The organism is Sodalis sp. RH15, assembly GCF_047324255.1.
Lineage (GTDB): Bacteria > Pseudomonadota > Gammaproteobacteria > Enterobacterales > Enterobacteriaceae > Acerihabitans > Acerihabitans ligni.
The window spans coordinates 1,754,383-1,773,414 of record NZ_CP178738.1; the positions used below are offsets into that span (position 1 = coordinate 1,754,383).

General features: G+C 57.2%; 16 protein-coding genes. 8 read left to right on the forward strand and 8 right to left on the reverse strand.

The window, feature by feature from the left end:
- Positions 1–49: 49 nt before the first annotated feature.
- On the reverse strand, positions 50–3,190 hold the full coding sequence (locus tag ACL2XO_RS08205) for an efflux RND transporter permease subunit (protein ID WP_413723644.1): 3,141 nt from the start codon (positions 3,188–3,190) through the stop codon (positions 50–52).
- Between the two features lie 18 nt (positions 3,191–3,208).
- Positions 3,209–4,405 (reverse strand): efflux RND transporter periplasmic adaptor subunit, encoded by a 1,197-nt coding sequence (locus ACL2XO_RS08210; RefSeq protein WP_132922913.1) that lies wholly within the window; start codon positions 4,403–4,405, stop codon positions 3,209–3,211.
- 150 nt (positions 4,406–4,555) lie between these two features.
- On the opposite strand from ACL2XO_RS08210, the gene acrR reads away from it, so the two are divergent.
- The gene (acrR, locus tag ACL2XO_RS08215; protein ID WP_132922912.1) at positions 4,556–5,203 is read left to right on the forward strand and encodes a multidrug efflux transporter transcriptional repressor AcrR; all 648 of its coding nucleotides are present in this window, start codon (positions 4,556–4,558) and stop codon (positions 5,201–5,203) included.
- Here acrR and rsmS read toward each other — a convergent pair.
- Complete coding sequence (gene rsmS, locus ACL2XO_RS08220) at positions 5,195–5,359, reverse strand: pleiotropic regulatory protein RsmS (protein ID WP_132922911.1); 165 nt, start codon at positions 5,357–5,359, stop codon at positions 5,195–5,197. The two genes, acrR and rsmS, sit on opposite strands and share 9 nt — an antisense overlap.
- Before the next feature lie 122 nt (positions 5,360–5,481).
- Positions 5,482–6,024 carry a primosomal replication protein PriC gene (gene priC / locus ACL2XO_RS08225; protein ID WP_132922910.1) on the reverse strand — a complete coding sequence of 181 codons (543 nt, stop codon included), beginning with the start codon at positions 6,022–6,024 and terminating at the stop codon, positions 5,482–5,484.
- Positions 6,025–6,383: 359 nt separating this feature from the next.
- Between priC and apt the strand changes: the two genes are divergently transcribed.
- The 7 genes from apt to hemH all read left to right on the forward strand — a co-directional run bounded on the left by apt (position 6,384) and on the right by hemH (position 14,418).
- Positions 6,384–6,935, forward strand: a complete 552-nt coding sequence (gene apt / locus ACL2XO_RS08230; RefSeq protein ID WP_413723645.1) for an adenine phosphoribosyltransferase — start codon at positions 6,384–6,386, stop codon at positions 6,933–6,935.
- 132 nt (positions 6,936–7,067) lie between these two features.
- A complete protein-coding gene (gene dnaX, locus ACL2XO_RS08235; protein WP_413742528.1) occupies positions 7,068–9,287 on the forward strand; it encodes a DNA polymerase III subunit gamma/tau in 2,220 nt (739 codons plus the stop codon).
- Positions 9,288–9,344: 57 nt separating this feature from the next.
- Positions 9,345–9,674: a YbaB/EbfC family nucleoid-associated protein gene (locus tag ACL2XO_RS08240; RefSeq protein ID WP_132922907.1), complete on the forward strand. Its 330-nt coding sequence runs from the start codon at positions 9,345–9,347 to the stop codon at positions 9,672–9,674.
- On the forward strand, positions 9,674–10,279 hold the full coding sequence (gene recR / locus ACL2XO_RS08245) for a recombination mediator RecR (RefSeq protein ID WP_413723647.1): 606 nt from the start codon (positions 9,674–9,676) through the stop codon (positions 10,277–10,279). The genes ACL2XO_RS08240 and recR overlap by 1 nt, the downstream gene beginning before the upstream one ends.
- A gap of 168 nt (positions 10,280–10,447) precedes the next feature.
- Positions 10,448–12,370 carry a molecular chaperone HtpG gene (htpG, locus tag ACL2XO_RS08250; protein WP_413723648.1) on the forward strand — a complete coding sequence of 641 codons (1,923 nt, stop codon included), beginning with the start codon at positions 10,448–10,450 and terminating at the stop codon, positions 12,368–12,370.
- 249 nt (positions 12,371–12,619) lie between these two features.
- Positions 12,620–13,264: an adenylate kinase gene (gene adk, locus ACL2XO_RS08255; protein ID WP_203522383.1), complete on the forward strand. Its 645-nt coding sequence runs from the start codon at positions 12,620–12,622 to the stop codon at positions 13,262–13,264.
- 185 nt (positions 13,265–13,449) lie between these two features.
- The gene (gene hemH / locus ACL2XO_RS08260) at positions 13,450–14,418 is read left to right on the forward strand and encodes a ferrochelatase (protein ID WP_413723649.1); all 969 of its coding nucleotides are present in this window, start codon (positions 13,450–13,452) and stop codon (positions 14,416–14,418) included.
- A gap of 22 nt (positions 14,419–14,440) precedes the next feature.
- Here the strand turns inward: hemH and ybaL are convergent, their stop codons facing one another.
- From ybaL to ACL2XO_RS08280, 4 genes are all read right to left on the reverse strand, one after another.
- Positions 14,441–16,150 carry a YbaL family putative K(+) efflux transporter gene (gene ybaL, locus ACL2XO_RS08265; RefSeq protein ID WP_413742529.1) on the reverse strand — a complete coding sequence of 570 codons (1,710 nt, stop codon included), beginning with the start codon at positions 16,148–16,150 and terminating at the stop codon, positions 14,441–14,443.
- Positions 16,151–16,374: 224 nt separating this feature from the next.
- On the reverse strand, positions 16,375–17,580 hold the full coding sequence (locus tag ACL2XO_RS08270) for an MFS transporter (RefSeq protein WP_413723651.1): 1,206 nt from the start codon (positions 17,578–17,580) through the stop codon (positions 16,375–16,377).
- On the reverse strand, positions 17,577–18,083 hold the full coding sequence (gene ybaK, locus ACL2XO_RS08275; protein WP_413742530.1) for a Cys-tRNA(Pro)/Cys-tRNA(Cys) deacylase YbaK: 507 nt from the start codon (positions 18,081–18,083) through the stop codon (positions 17,577–17,579). The genes ACL2XO_RS08270 and ybaK overlap by 4 nt, the downstream gene beginning before the upstream one ends.
- A gap of 89 nt (positions 18,084–18,172) precedes the next feature.
- Entirely contained in the window at positions 18,173–18,973 is an 801-nt protein-coding gene (locus ACL2XO_RS08280) for a TraB/GumN family protein (RefSeq protein WP_413742531.1), read from the reverse strand.
- Positions 18,974–19,032 lie beyond the last annotated feature (59 nt).

Here is a 19,032-nt window from a genome sequence, read left to right on the forward strand (position 1 = left end):
AAAGCCGCTTGCGCGGCCTTGGTAAACACTTAATCATGGTAAGGATTGTCTACACCGGCCGATCAGGATGGTTTTCATTTTCGGACCGGTTGCCAAAGCGGCGGCGAACCACCACAAAGAACACCGGTACAAAGAAGATCGCCAGCAGGGTAGCGGTGATCATCCCGCCCATAACGCCGGTACCCACCGCGTTTTGCGCGCCCGAACCGGCACCGGTACTGATGGCCAGCGGCAATACGCCGAGGATAAAGGCCAGGGACGTCATCAGAATCGGGCGTAGCCGCATACGCACCGCCTCCAATGTCGCCTCCACCAATCCTTTGCCTTCTTTATCCATCAAATCCTTGGCGAATTCCACGATAAGGATAGCGTTCTTCGCCGACAGGCCGATGGTCGTCAGCAGGCCCACCTGGAAGTACACGTCGTTGGTCAGCCCGCGCAGGGAGGCGGCTATCAACGCGCCCACCACCCCAAGGGGAACCACCAGCATGACCGCGAACGGAATTGACCAGCTTTCGTACAATGCCGCCAGGCAGAGGAATACCACAATCAATGAAATAGCGTACAGCGCCGGCGCCTGGTTACCGGACAGGCGTTCCTGATAGGACATGCCGGTCCAGCTGTAGCTTATGCCGGCAGGCAGTTTTGCCGCTAATTGTTCCATCATCTCCATGGCTTCACCGGTACTTCTACCCGGTACCGCTTCCCCCTGTATTTCCATAGAGGGCAGGCCGTTGTAGCGTTCCAGACGCGGCGAACCGTATTGCCAATGACTGGTGGTCACCGCCGACAACGGCACCATCTGGCCATCGGAACCGCGCACGAACCAATTACCGATATCCGTCGGCAGCATACGGAACGGAGCATCGCCCTGGACATAGACCTGTTTGACACGGCCGCGGTCAACGAAGTTGTTGACGTAGCTACTGCCTAGCGCCGCGCCGATGGTGGTATTCAGGTCCGAGAGGGTGACTCCCAGCGCCTGCGCTTTTTCCTGATCCACGTCAAGCTTGAACTGCGGCGTATCTTCCAGTCCGTTGGGCCGGACCCCCGCCAGCAGATCCGGATGCTGGGCGACCATGCCCAACAACTGGTTACGCGCTTCGGTCAGCTTCTCGTGGCCCAGACCGTTGTTATCGATCAATTCGAAATCGAAACCAGTGGCGTTACCCAGTTCGATGATCGCCGGCAGGTTGAACGAGAGCGCGATACCGTCCTTGATTTTGGCGAAAGCGGCATTGGCGCGGCCGAGTATGGCCGGAACCTTATTGTCGCTGCCGCCGCGCTCGCTCCAGTCCTTGAGGCTGGCAAACGCCAGGCCGTTGTTTTGTCCACGGCCGGAGAAACCAAAGCCGCTGACGGTAAATACCGAATTGACGTTGTTTTTCTCGTCGTGCATAAAGTGATAGGCAACCTGGTCGAGCACATTCTGCGTGCGCTCCTGGGTCGCCCCCACCGGCAACTGCACCATGGTCAGGAACACCCCCTGATCTTCCTCGGGCAGAAACGACGTGGGCAGACGGATAAACAGCAGGGCCATGCCCACCACTATCAACAGGTAGATAATCAGATAGCGGCCGGTACTGTTGAGGATATGGCCGATACTGTCGGTATAGTGATGAGTGCTTTGACTGAATCTTTTATTGAACCAGCCGAAGAAACCGGTATTGATGCCGTGATCGCCTTTTGCTATCGGCTTCAACAGCGTGGAGCACAGGGCCGGCGTCAGAATCATCGCCACCAGCACCGACAAGATCATGGCGGAAACGATAGTGATGGAGAACTGACGGTAGATGGCGCCGGTGGCGCCGCCGAAAAATGCCATGGGTACGAATACCGCCGACAGCACCAGTGCGATGCCCACCAGGGCGCCCTGGATTTGCGTCATGGACTTGCGGGTGGCGTCCTTGGGGCTCAGGCCCTCTTCAGCCATCACCCGCTCGACGTTCTCCACCACCACGATGGCGTCGTCCACCAATAACCCGATGGCCAGCACCATAGCGAACATGGTCAAGGTATTGATGGAGTATCCGAAGGCATTCAAAATGGCAAAGGTCCCCAACAACACCACCGGCACCGCGATGGTGGGGATGAGGGTCGCGCGGAAGTTTTGCAGGAAAAGATACATCACCAGGAATACCAGGATGATCGCTTCCACCAGGGTCTTGACCACTTCCTGAATGGAGATTTTCACGAACGGCGTGGTATCGTAGGGATAGACCACCTTCAATCCGGCGGGGAAGTTCTTTTCAAGCTCTCCCAGTTCGGCTTTTACCGCCGCGGCGGTATCCAGGGCATTGGCGCCGGTGGCCAGCTGTATACCCAGGCCGGAAGCCGGACGACCGTTGAATTTCGCGACAACGTTATAGTTTTGCCCGCCCAGCTCTATCTTCGCCACATCCCGCAAACGCACCTGGGAACCGTCGGGATTCACTTTCAGCAGGATGTTGCCGAATTCCTTGACGCTGGTGAGCTGGGTCTGCACGATGATGGAGGCGTTCAACTGCTGGCCCTGGATGGCCGGCATTCCACCCAACTGGCCGGCGGCGATCTGGCTATTCTGTACCGTCAGCGCATTGATGACATCCACCGGGGTCAGCTGGTAATTATTCAGTTTATTCGGGTCCATCCACACGCGCATGGCGTACAACGAACCGAACAACTGGAAATTCCCTACGCCTTGGGTTCGGCTGATGGGGTCCTGGATATGCGACCCCACATAATCCGAGATATCCTGCTGCGTCATGTTGGGGTCATCGCTGATAAACCCTGCCACCATCAAAAAGCTGGAACTGGATTTCTGGATTCTCACCCCTTGCTGCTGTACTTCCTGCGGCAACAGCGGCATCGCCAGCTGCAGTTTGTTCTGCGTCTGCACCTGGGCGATATCCGGGTTGACGCCGGAATCGAACGTGAGGGTAATCTGCACCGTACCGGATGAGTCGCTGTTAGACGACATATACAGCAGATGGTCGATACCGTTCATGTTCTGTTCGATAACCTGGGTTACGGTATTTTGTGCCGTTGTGGCATCGGCGCCAGGATAGGTGGCGGTGATCTGGATTGCCGGCGGCGCAATGGCAGGATATTGCTCAATAGGCAGCTTTAAGATCGATAAAGCGCCCCCGAGCATAATGATAATGGCAATCACCCATGCGAAAATGGGGCGATCTATAAAAAACTTGGCCATGTGGTTTACCCGTTCCTATTAAGACTTGCTGGCATTTTCAGGCTGCGGTTGTCCCGGTTTTTGTTCGTCTGTCGTTGCCTCTTTTGCTGTCACCTGCGCGCCCGGTCTGACTTTTTGCAGCCCGGTGACGATGACGCGATCGCCTTCCTGCAAACCGGCGGTCACCAGCCATTTATCGCCAATCGCCTGCGGCGCGGTGATTTGACGTAGGGCGACTTTATTGTCCGGGCCGACTACCATGGCGGTGGCATTGCCGCGCGGGTCATGGGTAATGCCTTGTTGCGGCACCAATAGCGCGCTGTCGTTTACCCCTTCATCCAGGCGGGCACGGACAAACATGCCGGGCAGCAGGGTAAGCTGCGGATTGGGGAATATGGCGCGCAGGGTAATGGACCCGGTGGTTTCATCCACGGTGACGTCTGAAAATTCCAGCGTACCGCTTTGTGCGTAAACGCTGCCGTCTTCCATCAGGAGACGCACGGTGGCCTTACCGTTTTGCTGCTTCAGCGTGCCGTTGGCCAGTTCCTGCTTCAACCGCGAATAGTCATTGCTCGACTGGGTGACATCCACATACATGGGATCCAACTGCTGCACGGTAGCCATGGCGGTAGTTTGGGCATTGGTGACCAACGCGCCTTCGGTATAGGCGGATTTACCGATACGGCCGCTGATGGGGGAGGTGACGCGGGTATAGGCCAGGTTGATGCGGGCGGACTCAAGGGTGGCTTTGGCCGCTACCACTGCGGCATCGTCCTGACGCATGGTGGCCACTGCCGTATCATAATCCTGCTTGCTGACAAAATTGGTGGGGAGCAGTTTTTGATACCGGTTGACGGTAACCTTGGCGATAGCCGCGTTTGCCTGCGCTTGCGCCAGGGCGCCGTTGGCGTTGTCATAGGCGGCCTGGTAAGTCGCCGGGTCGATTTGATAAAGCGATGCTCCGGCCTGCACGTCGCTGCCTTCGACAAAATTCCGCTTCAAGATGATACCGTTGACCTGAGGGCGGACTTCGGCAACACGGAAGGCGTTGGTACGGCCGGGTAGATCGGTTGTGACATTCAATGATTGTTTTTTTACCGTCACTACACTCACTTCCGGGGCCTGTTGCTGATTACCTGCCTGTTTAGCATCCTTATTGTCACATCCAACAAGAATAAAGCTGCCTGAAAGCATCAGAACGGCTGCCAGAGGCAAAATCCCTCTGTTTTTGATCATAGTAAACCTCAAGAGTCCGATTTTAAAAAATTTAAAGTTGATCAACTGATCACAAGCCTGCAAACCTATTGCTGCGTAACAATTAGCCTTATGCTATGTTACATACATTCGCGAATGTATGTAAATCTAAAGACCTCCAAAAAAAGCGCCATGGCACGAAAAACCAAACTACAGGCTCTGGAAACCCGGCAACACATTTTAGACGCCGCTGTCCATGAATTCTCCCGTCGCGGCGTCTCGGTTACGTCGTTAACCGATATCGCGACGGTGGCGGGGGTGACCCGTGGTGCTATTTATTGGCATTTCAAGAATAAAGTCGAGTTATTTAATGAGATTTGGCATAACGCCGAATCAAAGATTCATGCGTTGGAGCTTGAGTATCAGGCAAAATTTCCCGATGATCCACTCCATGTGCTCACAGAGACATTGATTTACATTCTGGAGTCCACCGTTTCCAATACAGAATGGCGCGCGCTGATGGAAATTGTATTTCATAAATGTGAATTTGTCGGCGAAATGGCCCTGTTCCAGGACGTGCGCAAAGGATTGTATGCCGAATGCTACGAACGGATCGAAGAAGTTCTCAAGCGGTGTATTGCCTGCGGACAATTGCCGGAGGATTTACACTGTCGCCGCGCCGCGATTATGCTGCGGGCCTATATGACCGGCCTGATGGAGAACTGGCTGTTCGTGCCGGGAACCTTCGACCTGCAGGGGGGCTCACGGGTTCTGGTCGCCGTGTTGATCGATATGCTGCGGCTTAGCCCCAGCCTGCGCCACGCGGCGGCGTCAGCATAGAGGGTTCTCTTCCTGCCGCCGGTGCTTTAGCTGATAGTCTTTTTTGACTATTTCCAGCGCCGCCAGGACCAGCTCCGGTTCCACATCATTGCTTTCCAACAGCATGATCAAATCGACCGCTAATTTAACCTCTGGGGACTCATCTTCAAGCGCCACCGGTCTCTCCCGCAAGCTTTGCCAAGCTGGATAAAAAAGAGAGTATAGATGAGATTGATAGCATGCCAAATAGTAAGCGTATCATTAATGATGACCATCCCGTCCGAGGCCCAGCCCCAAGCTCAACCGATACTTCCCCCGTTTTCACGGCGCTCAATCAGTTTTTCAATTCGCGTCAACGCCTGCCGGCAACGGGTGAGACGGCCTTCCAGGGCGGCGATTTCCTGTTGTAACTGATGTTGGCGGCCTCTATCGCCGCAGTTTTGCCGCAGGCTTTCCCGGTCACGGATAAGCGTCATCAACCGGCGTTCGTAATCCTGATGTTCCGCCAGCTTTACATAATCATCCACCGGCGCGGCAACCGGCGCCTGCCGGCGGCGTAAATCCAGGGTGGCCAGTTCCCGCGCCAGGGCGGTCATTTGATCCAGTAGCCGTTGGGCCAGCCAGGCGACCTGCTCGGTTCGTCCCTGTTGCGCCGTCTCGGTCAGGTGCTGCAGCGTCAGCCTGCATTCGGCCAGGTAATCCGCCAGTCCTGTGCCGCGGCTTTGAAATAGCTTATGATCAAAGCGAGACTGGGCTGCGTCATTATGGCCGGTGGCCTCGATGCGGGTGGCCAGTGCATTGAGCTTTTCGCTTAACGCATTGATAAATTTAAGTGACTGCACGCCGCTTACCTGTTGTTGATTACCCATTTACCTCAATACGCAATAATAACGCGCTCGCGCCGGTCATGCACGGTGTTAACAGCAAATCCCAGTAAGGGAAATGTTTTCAATGTAATGTAATTAAAGGCCAAGAGTGGCAGAATTACTTTGACCGCCGTGTTCCGTCCGGGTTGATGTGAAACAATAAAAGACCAGATGGCGGTGCACCGGTATTGCAATTTTTTGCCGGTTTGCATAAATTTGAGCGCTTTCGTGCGCGGTATTTCCCGCCAGTCCATGATAGCCTGAGCATTACTGTCGGCGGGCTGGTTTATATGTCCGCGCGGATTGTGATTTCAAAAGTTTCAGGCGCATATATTATGACCGCGATGGACCTACAGCTAGAACGTATAAAAAATAGTATCAAAACAATCCCCGATTACCCTAAACCAGGCATTTTTTTTCGGGATATCACCAGCCTTCTGGAGCAGCCCGAGGCTTATGCCGCCAGTATTCGGCTGCTGGCCGATCGCTACCGGGACAAAGGGCTGACCAAAGTCGTCGGCACGGAGGCCCGCGGGTTCCTGTTCGGCGCTCCGGTGGCGCTGGCGCTGGGGTTGGGTTTTGTACCGGTCCGCAAGCCCGGCAAGCTTCCCCGCGAGACGCTGAGCGAAAGCTATGCGCTTGAGTACGGCGTGGATATGCTGGAAATCCATCAGGACGCTATCAAGCCGGGGGATAAAGTGCTGGTGGTGGATGATTTGCTGGCCACCGGCGGCACCATCGAGGCGACGGTTAAACTCATCCGCCGGCTGGGCGGCGAGGTCCATGACGCGGCGTTTGTGATTAATCTGGCGGATCTCGGCGGCGAAGAGCGTCTTAAACGCATGGCGGTAGAGAGTTACAGTCTGGTGGTTTTCCCCGGCCACTGATTCATTTACCCATCATCTTTCACGTTACAGCCGACACAGCTGTAACGTGAAAGATGATGGGTATATCAGCCTCGCGCTTCGGTGTGGGGCTGTGTTAGCATGGCCTCCTGTTCACCGACTTTTTCGCGACCCATGAGCTATCAGGTTCTTGCCCGTAAATGGCGTCCGCAGACGTTTTCAGATGTTGTAGGTCAGGAACATGTTCTGACGGCGCTCACCAACGGCCTTTCACTGGGCAGGATTCATCATGCGTATTTATTATCCGGCACCCGGGGGGTCGGCAAGACCACTATTGCCCGTTTGCTGGCGAAGGGGCTGAATTGCGAAACCGGGATTACTGCCACGCCGTGCGGCGTTTGCGATAACTGCCGAGAGATTGAACAGGGACGATTCGTCGATCTTATCGAGATTGACGCGGCCTCACGCACCAAGGTGGAAGATACCCGCGATCTGCTGGATAATGTGCAATATGCTCCCGCCCGGGGCCGCTTTAAAGTCTATCTTATAGACGAAGTCCACATGCTGTCGCGGCACAGCTTCAACGCGCTGCTGAAAACGCTGGAAGAGCCGCCGTCCCACGTGAAGTTTCTTTTGGCCACCACCGACCCGCAAAAGCTGCCGGTGACCATATTATCCCGCTGCCTGCAGTTTCATCTAAAGGCGCTGGACATCGTACAGATTCGCGATCAGCTCGATCGTATCCTCCAGCGGGAGGGTCTCGGCAGCGAGCCGCGGGCGCTCCAGCTTTTGGCCCGGGCCGCCGACGGCAGCATGCGCGATGCGCTGAGTTTGACCGATCAGGCCATCGCCATGGGCGGGGGGCAGGTGACCACCCGGACGGTCAGCGATATGCTGGGCACCCTGAATACCGAGCAGCCCCTGGCGCTGATAGAGGCGCTGGTGAAGGCGGACGGCAGCGCCATGATGGCGCAGCTGGCCCAGTGCGCCTCCCGCGGGATTGACTGGGAAACGCTGCTGGTGGAAATGCTGACGCTGTTGCATCGCGTTGCCATGGGGCAGCTTTTGCCGGATGCCCTGTCGGATGAAGACGATGCCGTTATCCTGTCAAGATTGCGTGAGCTGGCGCGGCTGATCCCCCCCGCCGATTTGCAGCTTTATTACCAAACGCTGCTGGTGGGACGTAAAGAGCTGCCCTTCGCGCCCGATCGGCGGATGGGCGTTGAAATGACACTGCTGCGCGCACTGGCATTTCATCCCCGTCACCAGGCGTTTTCGCCGCAGGCGGAGCACTCTTCGGGCGATACATCGGCGAACCTGGATTATGGCGCTGACGAAACCGCTCCGGCAAACGCCGGACCAGAAGAACGCGCTCTTCCGAGCCCTATCCACCCTCGACCGGCGGAACGACAGGGCACGATTCTCCCGCCGCGTTCGGGTAGGAACGAAACCAGCGCGCCGGCACAGTCGCATACAGGCGCACAGGATGCGCCGGCTTCCTCGTTGCCCCCTACGAATCCCAATGCTGTTTACCCGGCGCCAAGTTCTCGGGCCGAGGGTGATGCCGACTCGGCGGCCATGTTTGGGCCGGCGGAGCCGGACGCCGCCGCCGGGCCGGCTCCTGGGCCCGGAGCCGGCGATGAAGATCTTCCCGCGGCGGCTGATTTGCCAAAGAACACCGCCCAGCTACTGCAGGCCCGCACCGCGCTGATGCAACGCAGTGAGAGCCGCAAGCCAAAAAAAGCTGAACCGGCTTTGACGCCGGAGCGCCAGAAACCGGCGAACAGCGCATTGGAGCGTTTGGCGTCGGTCACTGAACAGGCCCAACAGCGTCAGCTCGGCGGACAAAAGGGACCTAAAGCGGACCAAGACGCCAAGCCGGAGGCCTACCGCTGGCGGGCCAGCGTTCAATCCGAGCCGGACGAACCGGTCACTACGCCAAAGGCGTTGCGTAACGCCCTCGAACATGAAAAAACGCCGGAGCTGGCCGCCCGGCTGGCGGCGGAATCGATGGAGCGCGATCCGTGGGCGGCGTTGGTGGACCGGCTGGCTCTGCCCAAGCTGGTGCAGCAGCTGGCGTTAAACGCCTTTCGGGAAGATTTGGCGCCGGGCAAGGTGTGTTTGCATCTGCGGTCGGGCCAGCAGCATTTGAATTCCGACATGGCCCAGGGCGCCATTGCCGAGGCCTTGAGCACAGAACTGGGCGCACCGGTTGAATTAAGCGTGGTGACGGACGATAATCCGGCGGTGCGTACGCCTCTGGAATGGCGGCAAGCTATCTATGAAGAAAAATTGATGCAGGCGCGTCAGGCAATTATCGAAGATAATAACATCCAGACGCTTCGGCGTTTTTTTGACGCCGAATTGGATGAAGACAGCATCCGTCCTGTTTAACCGCCGCACCGTCGGCATGACTACCGCGCTGCGGTTAGCTACGAGAGAGAGAAGATTATGTTTGGTAAAGGCGGCATGGGCAACCTGATGAAGCAGGCCCAGCAAATGCAGGAAAGAATGCAGAAAATGCAGGAAGAGATCGCCCAGTTGGAAGTGACCGGTGAATCCGGCGCCGGTCTGGTTAAGGTGACCATCAACGGCGCCCATAACTGCCGCCGGGTGGAAGTGGATCCCAGCCTGCTGGAGGACGACAAGGATATGCTGGAGGACCTGATCGCGGCGGCGTTTAACGATGCGGCCCGGCGCATCGCCGAGACGCAGAAGGAAAAAATGGCCTCTGTCTCCAGCGGCATGCAGCTTCCTCCCGGTTTTAAAATGCCGTTCTGATGCAAACCAGCCCATTGCTTGAAGCGTTAATGGAAGCGTTGCGTTGCCTGCCGGGGGTGGGACCGAAATCGGCGCAGCGCATGGTTTTTCATTTATTGCAACGGGATCGCGGCGGCGGCATGCGGCTGGCGCAGTCCTTGACCCGCGCCATGGCGGAAATCGGCCAGTGCGCCGACTGCCGGACGTTTACCGAGCAGGATATCTGCACCATCTGCGCCAATCCGCGCCGTGCGCAGAGCCGGCAAATTTGCGTGGTGGAAAGTCCCGCGGATATTCACGCCATTGAACAGACCGGCCAATATGCCGGCCGCTATTTTGTGCTGATGGGGCATTTATCCCCGCTGGACGGTATCGGTCCGGAGGATATCGGCCTCGGCCGGCTGCAGGAGCGGCTGGCGGTTGAAAACATCGCTGAAGTGATACTTGCCACCAATCCCACGGTGGAGGGGGAGGCCACCGCCAACTATATCGCCGAGATGTGCGCCCATCACAATGTACTGGCTAGTCGTATCGCCCACGGCGTGCCCATGGGCGGCGAGTTGGAAATGGTTGACGGTACAACCCTTTCACACTCCCTGGCGGGCCGCCAACCCATCAAATTTTAAGGCCGGGGCGGGGATTTTCCCCGCGCGTGCCGGCCTCTTCCTCGTTGAATCCGCCAACAATTTTCATTTTTTTGCCTTGAAATTCCTCTGAACCACCCCCATTTGTTCTTCATCGTTGTACGCAAACCCGCCTGACTGACAGCTATTTGGATTGAGGTAAGTATAAGTATGAAAGGACAAGAAACTCGCGGATTCCAATCTGAAGTAAAACAACTACTTCAGTTAATGATCCACTCACTTTATTCCAATAAAGAAATCTTTATACGCGAACTGATCTCTAACGCCTCGGATGCGGCGGATAAGCTTCGTTTTCGCGCATTGTCGCAGCCCGAGCTCTATGAAGGCGACGGCGAACTTCGAGTCCGCCTGTCGTGCGATAAAGAGAAACGTACGCTGACCCTGAGTGATAACGGCATCGGCATGCGTCGGGACGAGGTTATCGACAACCTGGGCACCATCGCTAAATCCGGCACCAAGGCCTTTCTTGAGTCCATGGGGTCGGATCAGGTGAAGGACAGCCAGTTAATCGGCCAGTTCGGCGTCGGCTTCTATTCCGCCTTTATCGTGGCGGATAAAGTGACCGTGCGCACCCGCGCCGCCGGTGCTCCCGCCGAGGAAGGCGTGTTCTGGGAATCCGCCGGTGAAGGGGATTACACCATTGCCGATATCACCAAACCTGAACGCGGCACTGAAATCACGCTGCATATGCGCGAGGGCGAGGATGAATTCCTGGATGACTGGCGTTTGCGCAGCATCATCAGCAAATATTCCGACCATATCGCCCTGCCGGTGGAAATAGAAACCCGCAGCAAGCCGGAGAAAGAAGGGGACGCGGAGGATCAAGACGCGCAAGCCGCCGATGACGCCGCCGAAACCATTAGCTGGGAGAAGATCAATAAAGCCCAGGCGCTGTGGACCCGCAGCAAGGGCGAGATAAGCGACGAAGAATACAAGGAATTCTACAAACACCTTTCCCATGATTACAGCGATCCGCTTATCTGGAGCCATAACCGGGTGGAGGGGAAGCAGGAATATACCAGCCTGCTGTATATTCCCGCCCAGGCCCCCTGGGATATGTGGAATCGCGATCATAAGCATGGCCTGAAGCTGTATGTGCAGCGGGTCTTTATCATGGACGATGCCGAGCAGTTCATGCCGAATTATCTGCGATTCGTGAAGGGCCTGATTGATTCCAACGATCTGCCGCTGAACATCTCCCGAGAAATCCTGCAAGATAACCGCGTAACGCAAAACCTGAAAAGCGCCCTCACCAAACGCGCGCTGCAAATGCTGGAAAAGCTGGCCAAGGACGATCCGGAAAACTATCAGAAATTCTGGGAACAGTTCGGCCTGGTGCTGAAAGAAGGTCCGGGGGAAGATACCGGCAATGGGGAAAGCATCGCCAAGCTGCTTCGTTTTGCCTCTACCCATACCGACAGCTCTGCGCAAACCGTCTCGCTGCAGGACTATCTGGGCCGGATGGTGGAAGGCCAGGAAAAAATCTATTACCTCACCGCCGACAGCTATGCCGCCGCCAAGAGCAGTCCGCACCTGGAACTGCTGCGTAAAAAAGGCATCGAGGTGCTGCTGCTGTCCGATCGTATTGATGAATGGATGATGAGCTACCTGACGGAATTCGAGGGCAAGCCGTTCCAATCCATCAGTAAAACCGATGCGACGCTGGATAAACTGGCGGATGAAGAGACGCCGGAAGAGCGCAAAGACGCCGATAAAGCGCTGGAACCTTTTGTCAGCCGGGTGAAGACCCTGCTGGGAGATCGGGTCAAGGACGTGCGCCTGACCCACCGTCTCACCGATACCCCGGCCATCGTGACCACCGATGCCAACGACATGACCACCCAGATGGCGAAGCTGTTTGCCTCCGCCGGGCAGAAAGCCCCGGAAATCAAATATATATTTGAACTCAATCCGGAGCATGCGCTGGTCAAGCGTGCGGCTGATATCAATGATGAAAGCCATTTCGGTGAATGGATCGATCTGTTGCTGGATCAGGCGCTGCTGGCGGAGCGCGGCACGCTGGACGACCCGAACCAGTTTATCCGCCGCATGAATCAGCTGCTGGCCAAATAAGCCGTTGGGGGGGTGGGTAAAAGCCTTGCCCCGACCGAACGTTTTGTCAACAAGCTCAGGCCGGGCTTGCCCGGCCTATAATATGGACATTCACGTCGTTTTTTTACCCCCCCGTACCGGGCAAGATTCCTAAAGCGGCATAAAACCGCTTCTCCCAGCCGCCATGCCTTGAGGAACGCTATACACTAGTGGTAAGGTTTAGCGTTTTCTCACTTTTTTACATTTAAGATTAGCAAGGGGATTTACGCAATGCGTATCATTCTGCTGGGCGCTCCAGGCGCCGGTAAAGGCACTCAGGCGCAGTTTATTATGGAAAAGTACGGTATTCCGCAGATTTCAACCGGCGATATGCTGCGCGCTGCGGTGAAAGCGCAATCCGAACTGGGGAAAAAAGCCAAGGAAATCATGGATGCCGGCAAGCTGGTGACCGATGAATTAGTCATTGCGTTAGTGAAAGAACGGATTAAACAGGACGATTGCCGTAACGGATTCCTGCTGGACGGTTTCCCCCGCACCATTCCCCAGGCGGATGCCATGAAGGACGCCGGCATCAGCGTGGACTATGTGCTGGAATTCGCCGTACCGGACAGCCTGATTATCGAACGCATCGTCGGCCGCCGCGTGCACACCCCTTCCGGCCGTGTTTACCACGTCAAGTTCAACCCGCCGAAGGAAGAAGGCAAGGATGACGTCACCGGCGAGCCGCTCACCAGCCGTAAAGACGATCAGGAAGAAACCGTGCGCAAGCGTCTGGTGGAGTATCACCAGCAGACCGCGCCACTGATTGATTACTACCGTCAGGAAGCCGATGCCGGCAATACCCGCTATTTCAAAATCGACGGTACCCGGAAAGTCGCTGAAATCAGCGGCGAACTGGCAAAGATCCTCGGTTAAAAACCCACGCTCAAGTCGGGCGGGCCTTTGGCTCGGCCCGCCACCTATTGCAACAATTGATAATCTTAGCCCGGATCATAAACACCCGCGCCGGTTTTTCGGCTACACTGTTTTATCGAAACCGCCGGGCTATTCCCATTGTATTACAGGATGTTGGCGGCTAAACCTTAACTGGAGATAAGGTCATGGAGCAGGAAAAAAACGCCGTCCTGATGGTTAATCTGGGCACTCCCGAGGCACCCACGCCCCAGGCGGTAAAACGATATCTGGCCGAGTTCCTCAGCGATCGGCGGGTAGTGGATACCCCGCGTCTTCTTTGGTGGCCGCTGCTGCACGGCGTGATACTGCCCTTTCGTTCCCCCCGGGTGGCGAAGCTGTATAACAGCGTCTGGATGGAAGAGGGGTCGCCGCTCATGGTGTATTGCAAGCGTCAGCAGGCGGCGCTGGCGGCCGCCTTGCCCGATACCAGGGTGGAATTGGCCATGAGCTATGGCCGGCCCACGCTGCCGTCCGCCATTGAGCGCCTGTTGGCCGCGGGGGTAACCAACCTGACAATCCTGCCGCTGTATCCGCAATATTCCAGTTCCACCAGCGCCGCCATCTGGGATGCCGTAGCCCGCATTTTAACCGGCTACCGCCGTTTGCCCGCGATCCGCTTTATTCGCGATTACGCCGAGCATCCCGCCTATATCGCGGCGCTGAAGCAGAGCATTGAAGCTTCTTTCGCCCGGCTCGGACGCCCGGACCGGCTAGTTATCTCTTTCCACGGCATTCCCCAGCGCTATGCGCGTGAGGGGGATGACTATCCGCAGCGCTGCGAGGATACCCGCCGGGCTCTGGTGGCCGCGCTGGATTTTCCCCCGGAGCGGGTCATGATGACCTTCCAGTCCCGTTTCGGCCGCGATCCCTGGCTGATGCCGTTTACCGATCACAGTCTGCGGGATTTACCGGCACAGGGGGTGAAACATGTGCAGGTGATCTGTCCGGGCTTTTCGTCGGACTGTTTGGAAACCCTGGAAGAGATTAATGTCCAGAATCGGGAAATCTTCACTCATGCCGGCGGTGAAACGTTCCATTATATTCCGGCCCTGAATGATAACCCCTCGCAGATTGCGCTGTTTCGGCAATTGGTGAGTGAACCAACGGACAAATAAGCCGCCCTTCGGCATCACGCCGTTAAAACGGCAGCGAACGCTGCCCCGGTACGCTGTCATCCGTCTGGGGTACCAGGGAGGTCTCAAGCTGCAGCAGGGAAATCATGCTATTGGCAATCTCCCGCTCACCCATGACCACCTGCGTTGCGCCGCGTTCGGTAATATAGGTCACTTCCTCATCATAATGTGCGCGGGCGACAATGTGCAGATCCGGCCGCTTGGCTCGGGCCATGGCGACAATTTGTCCGGCTTCAAAGCCGTTGGGAATCGTCAATAGCAGCCAGTGGGCGCAATCCAGGCGCGCCAGCGAAAGAATCTCCGCCTTGGCGGCATTGCCCATGACCACATTAATCCCTTGCTCGCGCAGGGCGTCCACCCGGGGGCGGGCGTTCTCAACCACCACCATCGGCATGCCTGCCTGTGCCAGTTTGGCGCCGATAAGGCTACCCACCCGGCCATATCCCACCAGCAGCACGTGATGGCAGATTTCCATGGGGGACTGGGGCTCTTCCCCCGGCTTTTGTTCCGCATATTGTTCTTCATCGGTCGCATCCCGGGCCAGATAGCGCTCCAGCACGGCAAACATCAGCGGATTAGTCATGATGGATAAAATCGCCCCCGCCAGCACCAGATTTTGCCCTTCCTGGGTCAGCATGCCCAGGGCGATGCCCAGTCCGGCGAGAATAAAGGCGAATTCGCCGATTTGCGCCAGGCTGACGGAAATCGTCAGCGCGGTGCGGGTGGAGAGGCCGAACAGCTTCACCAGAGCGAAAGCAGCCGCCGATTTACCCAGCAGGATAATGGCCAGCGTCGCCAGCACCGCTCCCGGTTCGTTGATAACGATGAGCGGGTCGAACAGCATGCCCACCGACACAAAAAACAGCACTGCGAAGGCATCCCGCAGAGGCAGGGTATCTTGGGCGGCGCGGTGGCTCAGTTCTGATTCGCTAAGCACCACGCCGGCGAAAAATGCCCCCAGGGCAAACGAAACGTCAAACAGCTTCACCGCGCCGAAAGCGATACCCAGGGCCATGGCCAGCACCGAAAGGGTAAACAGCTCCCGCGAGCCGGTACTGGCGCTTTTGGCCAGGACCCAGGGTACTACCCGGCGGCCCACCACAATCATCAAGGTGATAAACGCCACCACCTTGCCGATGGTAATGGCCAGGTCTTGCCACGACAGCGCGCTGCCGCCTGCGTCGCTGCCCAGCATATTGCCGTACGCCGGCAGTAATACCAGCGTCAGCACCATCACCAGATCTTCCACAATCAGCCAGCCGATGGCGATTTGTCCGCGCCGGCTATCGATGAGCTGCCGCTCCTCCAACGCCCGCAGCAATACCACGGTGCTGGCGGTGGACAGGCACAGACCGAACACCAGGCCGTTGACCGGCGTCCAGTCCATCAACGTGGAAAAAAGCATGCCCAGCAGGGTGGCTACGCCGATTTGGGCAATGGCGCCGGGGATGGCGATGGATTTTACCGACATCAGATCCTTGAAGGAAAAATGCAGCCCCACCCCGAACATCAGCAATATCACCCCCAGTTCTGCCAGTTCCGTCGCCAGGGAGGTGTCGGCGACGAATCCAGGCGTATGGGGACCCACGAGAACCCCGGCGGCGAGATAGCCCACCAGGGGGGAGATGCGAAAACGACTGGCAAGGATGCCCAGCAAAAAAGCCAGGACCAGGCCTCCGACAATGGTATTGATGAGTGGTGTGGCATGATGCATCCCGACTCCTTGCCAAGAGGCGTTAGAAACAAAAACTTACATATTGAGTTTATGGCAAAGCCGGGGAGTTTGGGTAGGAATTTATGGCAAGACGGCAAAAAAAAAGCTTTTACCGGGAAAAGGCTGTAAAGGTGTATTTCTTCCGATTTTATAATTTGCCACCAAGGATTTCGGGGTAAAAACGTTCCCCGCTGAACAATCTTCAGCGGGAAAGGAGGAGATTGTCAGCGGGGATCGGGCAGAAAAGCGGTGAGAATGCCTAGCAAAGGCAAGAATGCGCAGATTTGGTACACAAATTCAATGCTGGTCAAATCGGCAATATAACCCAGCACCGCCGCCCCAAGGCCCCCCATGCCGAACGCGAAGCCGAAAAACAGTCCGGATACCATGCCGATGCGGCCGGGCAACAGCTCCTGGGCGAAGACCAGGATGGCGGAAAAGGCCGAAGCGATAATCACGCCGATAAACAGTGTCAGCACGCTGGTCACCGCCAGGGACGCATGGGGCAACCACAGCGTAAAAGGGGCGACGCCGAGTATGGAGCCCCATATAACATATTTCCGGCCGATACGATCGCCCAACGGGCCGCCGATAACGGTGCCTACCGCCACGGCGAACAAAAAGGCGAACAGGTGGAGCTGCGCCGCCTGCACTGACAAACCGAATTTATGGATCAGATAAAAAGTGTAATAACTGCTGATGCTGGTTAAATAAAAATACTTAGAGAAGATCAGCACCAGTAAAATAGCAATGGCCCCCGCCACCCGGCGGGCGGGCAAAACGGACGCTGCGGCGGGCCGGCCGCGGCGAGCCGCGGGCGCCGTTATCGCGCCGCGGTACCATTTGCCTACCTGCAGCAGAATAACCGTAGCCAGCAGCGCCGCCAGAGAGAACCAGGCAATATGCCCCCGACCGTAGGGTGCGATGATTAACGCGGCCAACAGCGGCCCCAGCGAAGCGCCGAAATTGCCGCCCACCTGGAACAGCGATTGGGCCAGGCCATGGCGCCCGCCGGAGGCCATGCGCGCCACCCGTGAGGATTCCGGATGGAATACCGAGGAACCGGTGCCCACCAGCGCCGCCGCCGCCAGCACCCAGGGGAAACTGCCGGCGGTGGCCATCAGCAGCAGGCCGCACAAGGTAAACATCATGCCGATGGGCAGCGAGTAGGGCTGCGGATGTTTATCGGTATAACTGCCGATAAGGGGTTGCAGTAACGAGGCGGTGATCTGGTAGGTCAGGGTAATCATGCCCACCTGGGTAAAACTCAGGGAAAAAGAGGCTTGCAGCAGCGGGTAAATCGCCAGGATCAGCGACTGAATCATATCATTGAGCAGGTGGGCGACGCTGATGGCGGCCAGCACGGGAAAGACCGTGCGCCGGGCCAGGCTTGCACCGGATTTTGCCCCTGAGAGAATACGTTCGGTCATGCTTGGTCCGCCGCCTTGTCCTGGCCGTCCCGCTTGGCGATATCGGCGAAAACGGCCGATAATAACAGGCCTAAATCGCCGGGTTTCAATTCAATATCCAGTCCCCGCTTGCCGCCGGAAACGAAAATAGTGGCGAATTGCCGCGCCGGCCGGTCAATAACGGTGGGCAGGCGTTTTTTCTGTCCTAACGGACTGATCCCGCCCACCAGGTAGCCGGTGGTTTTTTGCGCCAATTGGGGATCGGCCATTTCGGCTTTTTTGGCGCCCAGGGCTTTGGCGACTTTTTTCAAGTCCAGCTGCAGCGCCACCGGGGTGACCGCCACCGCCAGATGCCTGGGGTCGCCATTTAATGCCACCAGCAAGGTTTTATACACCTGGGCGGCGTCCAGCCCCAGCTTTTCAACGGCCTCATCGCCGAAATGGGTTTCATCGCTGTCGTGCTCATAGGGATGGAGGGTAAAAACGATATGGTTTTTTTCCAATAACTTAACCGCAGGGGTCATAGCGTCAACCTGAGCGTAAATCGCATTAGGGATAATTTAGGGTAACGTACCGGCGCCGGAGGGTAAATGCCCGGCGTTTAAAATACTATTCAAGACTGTAACAGCGAGGGCAGGTTTTGCTCGCCATATAAATGCAGCGCGCCTACCGCCACCACATACGCCCCGGCGGGGAGGGCCTCCAATGCTGATTTCCAGCGGCGGTTGCGTTCGGTCATCAGGTAATGGTAAAGCTCGCTGCTGAAGGTGGCGGGGAAGGCGTTGCCTACATCCGCGGGCCCGCGGTTCATCCACCAGCCGATCATGGTCTGCAGCAGGCGAGCGTTGGTATGCCAATGGCTCAGGGTATCCTCCAGCAGGGCATTGCCCTGATCCGGCAATTGCAGCAGCAGTCCCAGCTGTTCATCGGGGCCTTCCAGTTCAATTACCGGTTTATCCATGGCCTTCGCCGCCTGGATCAACTGGTAATCGATACCGTAAGCCGCGCGCAGTCCAAGCCCCTCGGCCTGGTGCGCCTGCAGCATCAGTGCGATACGCCAGGCGGGAAGCCCTGCAAGCGTGCTCTCGTCCAAATGATACTCTTCACACAGGCGCCGAAGGATCCCCAGGTGGTCGGGTGAGAGCCGCTCGGCCAGGGGCGCCGTTACAGGCGTGGCGCTGGTGAGCGGCGGGCTGACGGTAACATCCGCTTCCACGATCAGCGCGCTGGCTTTACGCAGCATCAGCAGCAGGCTGGCGGGCAGCGGCGCCATGTCCCGGGTACCCATATGGATACTGCCCACCAGATGCAGTTGCCGATCCGCCGGCAGGCTGATATCCATTCCCGGCCAGGCATAAACCGGCCGGGACAGCAATCCCAGTACGGTCGCCGTGCGCCGCCACCATTTTCTCATTACCTGTCGTCCCCGTTGTCTTATAGCATCCTAGGGTAACATGAAGCCGCCGGGACGTT

Coding starts and splice junctions, on each gene's coding strand:
- ACL2XO_RS08205 (WP_413723644.1), bottom strand. CDS start 3,190: ATGGCCAAGTTTTTTATAGATCGCCCCATTTTCGCATGGGTGATTGCC.
- ACL2XO_RS08210 (WP_132922913.1), bottom strand. CDS start 4,405: ATGATCAAAAACAGAGGGATTTTGCCTCTGGCAGCCGTTCTGATGCTT.
- acrR (WP_132922912.1), top strand. CDS start 4,556: ATGGCACGAAAAACCAAACTACAGGCTCTGGAAACCCGGCAACACATT.
- apt (WP_413723645.1), top strand. CDS start 6,384: ATGACCGCGATGGACCTACAGCTAGAACGTATAAAAAATAGTATCAAA.
- dnaX (WP_413742528.1), top strand. CDS start 7,068: ATGAGCTATCAGGTTCTTGCCCGTAAATGGCGTCCGCAGACGTTTTCA.
- ACL2XO_RS08240 (WP_132922907.1), top strand. CDS start 9,345: ATGTTTGGTAAAGGCGGCATGGGCAACCTGATGAAGCAGGCCCAGCAA.
- recR (WP_413723647.1), top strand. CDS start 9,674: ATGCAAACCAGCCCATTGCTTGAAGCGTTAATGGAAGCGTTGCGTTGC.
- htpG (WP_413723648.1), top strand. CDS start 10,448: ATGAAAGGACAAGAAACTCGCGGATTCCAATCTGAAGTAAAACAACTA.
- adk (WP_203522383.1), top strand. CDS start 12,620: ATGCGTATCATTCTGCTGGGCGCTCCAGGCGCCGGTAAAGGCACTCAG.
- hemH (WP_413723649.1), top strand. CDS start 13,450: ATGGAGCAGGAAAAAAACGCCGTCCTGATGGTTAATCTGGGCACTCCC.
- ybaL (WP_413742529.1), bottom strand. CDS start 16,150: ATGCATCATGCCACACCACTCATCAATACCATTGTCGGAGGCCTGGTC.
- ACL2XO_RS08270 (WP_413723651.1), bottom strand. CDS start 17,580: ATGACCGAACGTATTCTCTCAGGGGCAAAATCCGGTGCAAGCCTGGCC.
- ybaK (WP_413742530.1), bottom strand. CDS start 18,083: ATGACCCCTGCGGTTAAGTTATTGGAAAAAAACCATATCGTTTTTACC.
- ACL2XO_RS08280 (WP_413742531.1), bottom strand. CDS start 18,973: ATGAGAAAATGGTGGCGGCGCACGGCGACCGTACTGGGATTGCTGTCC.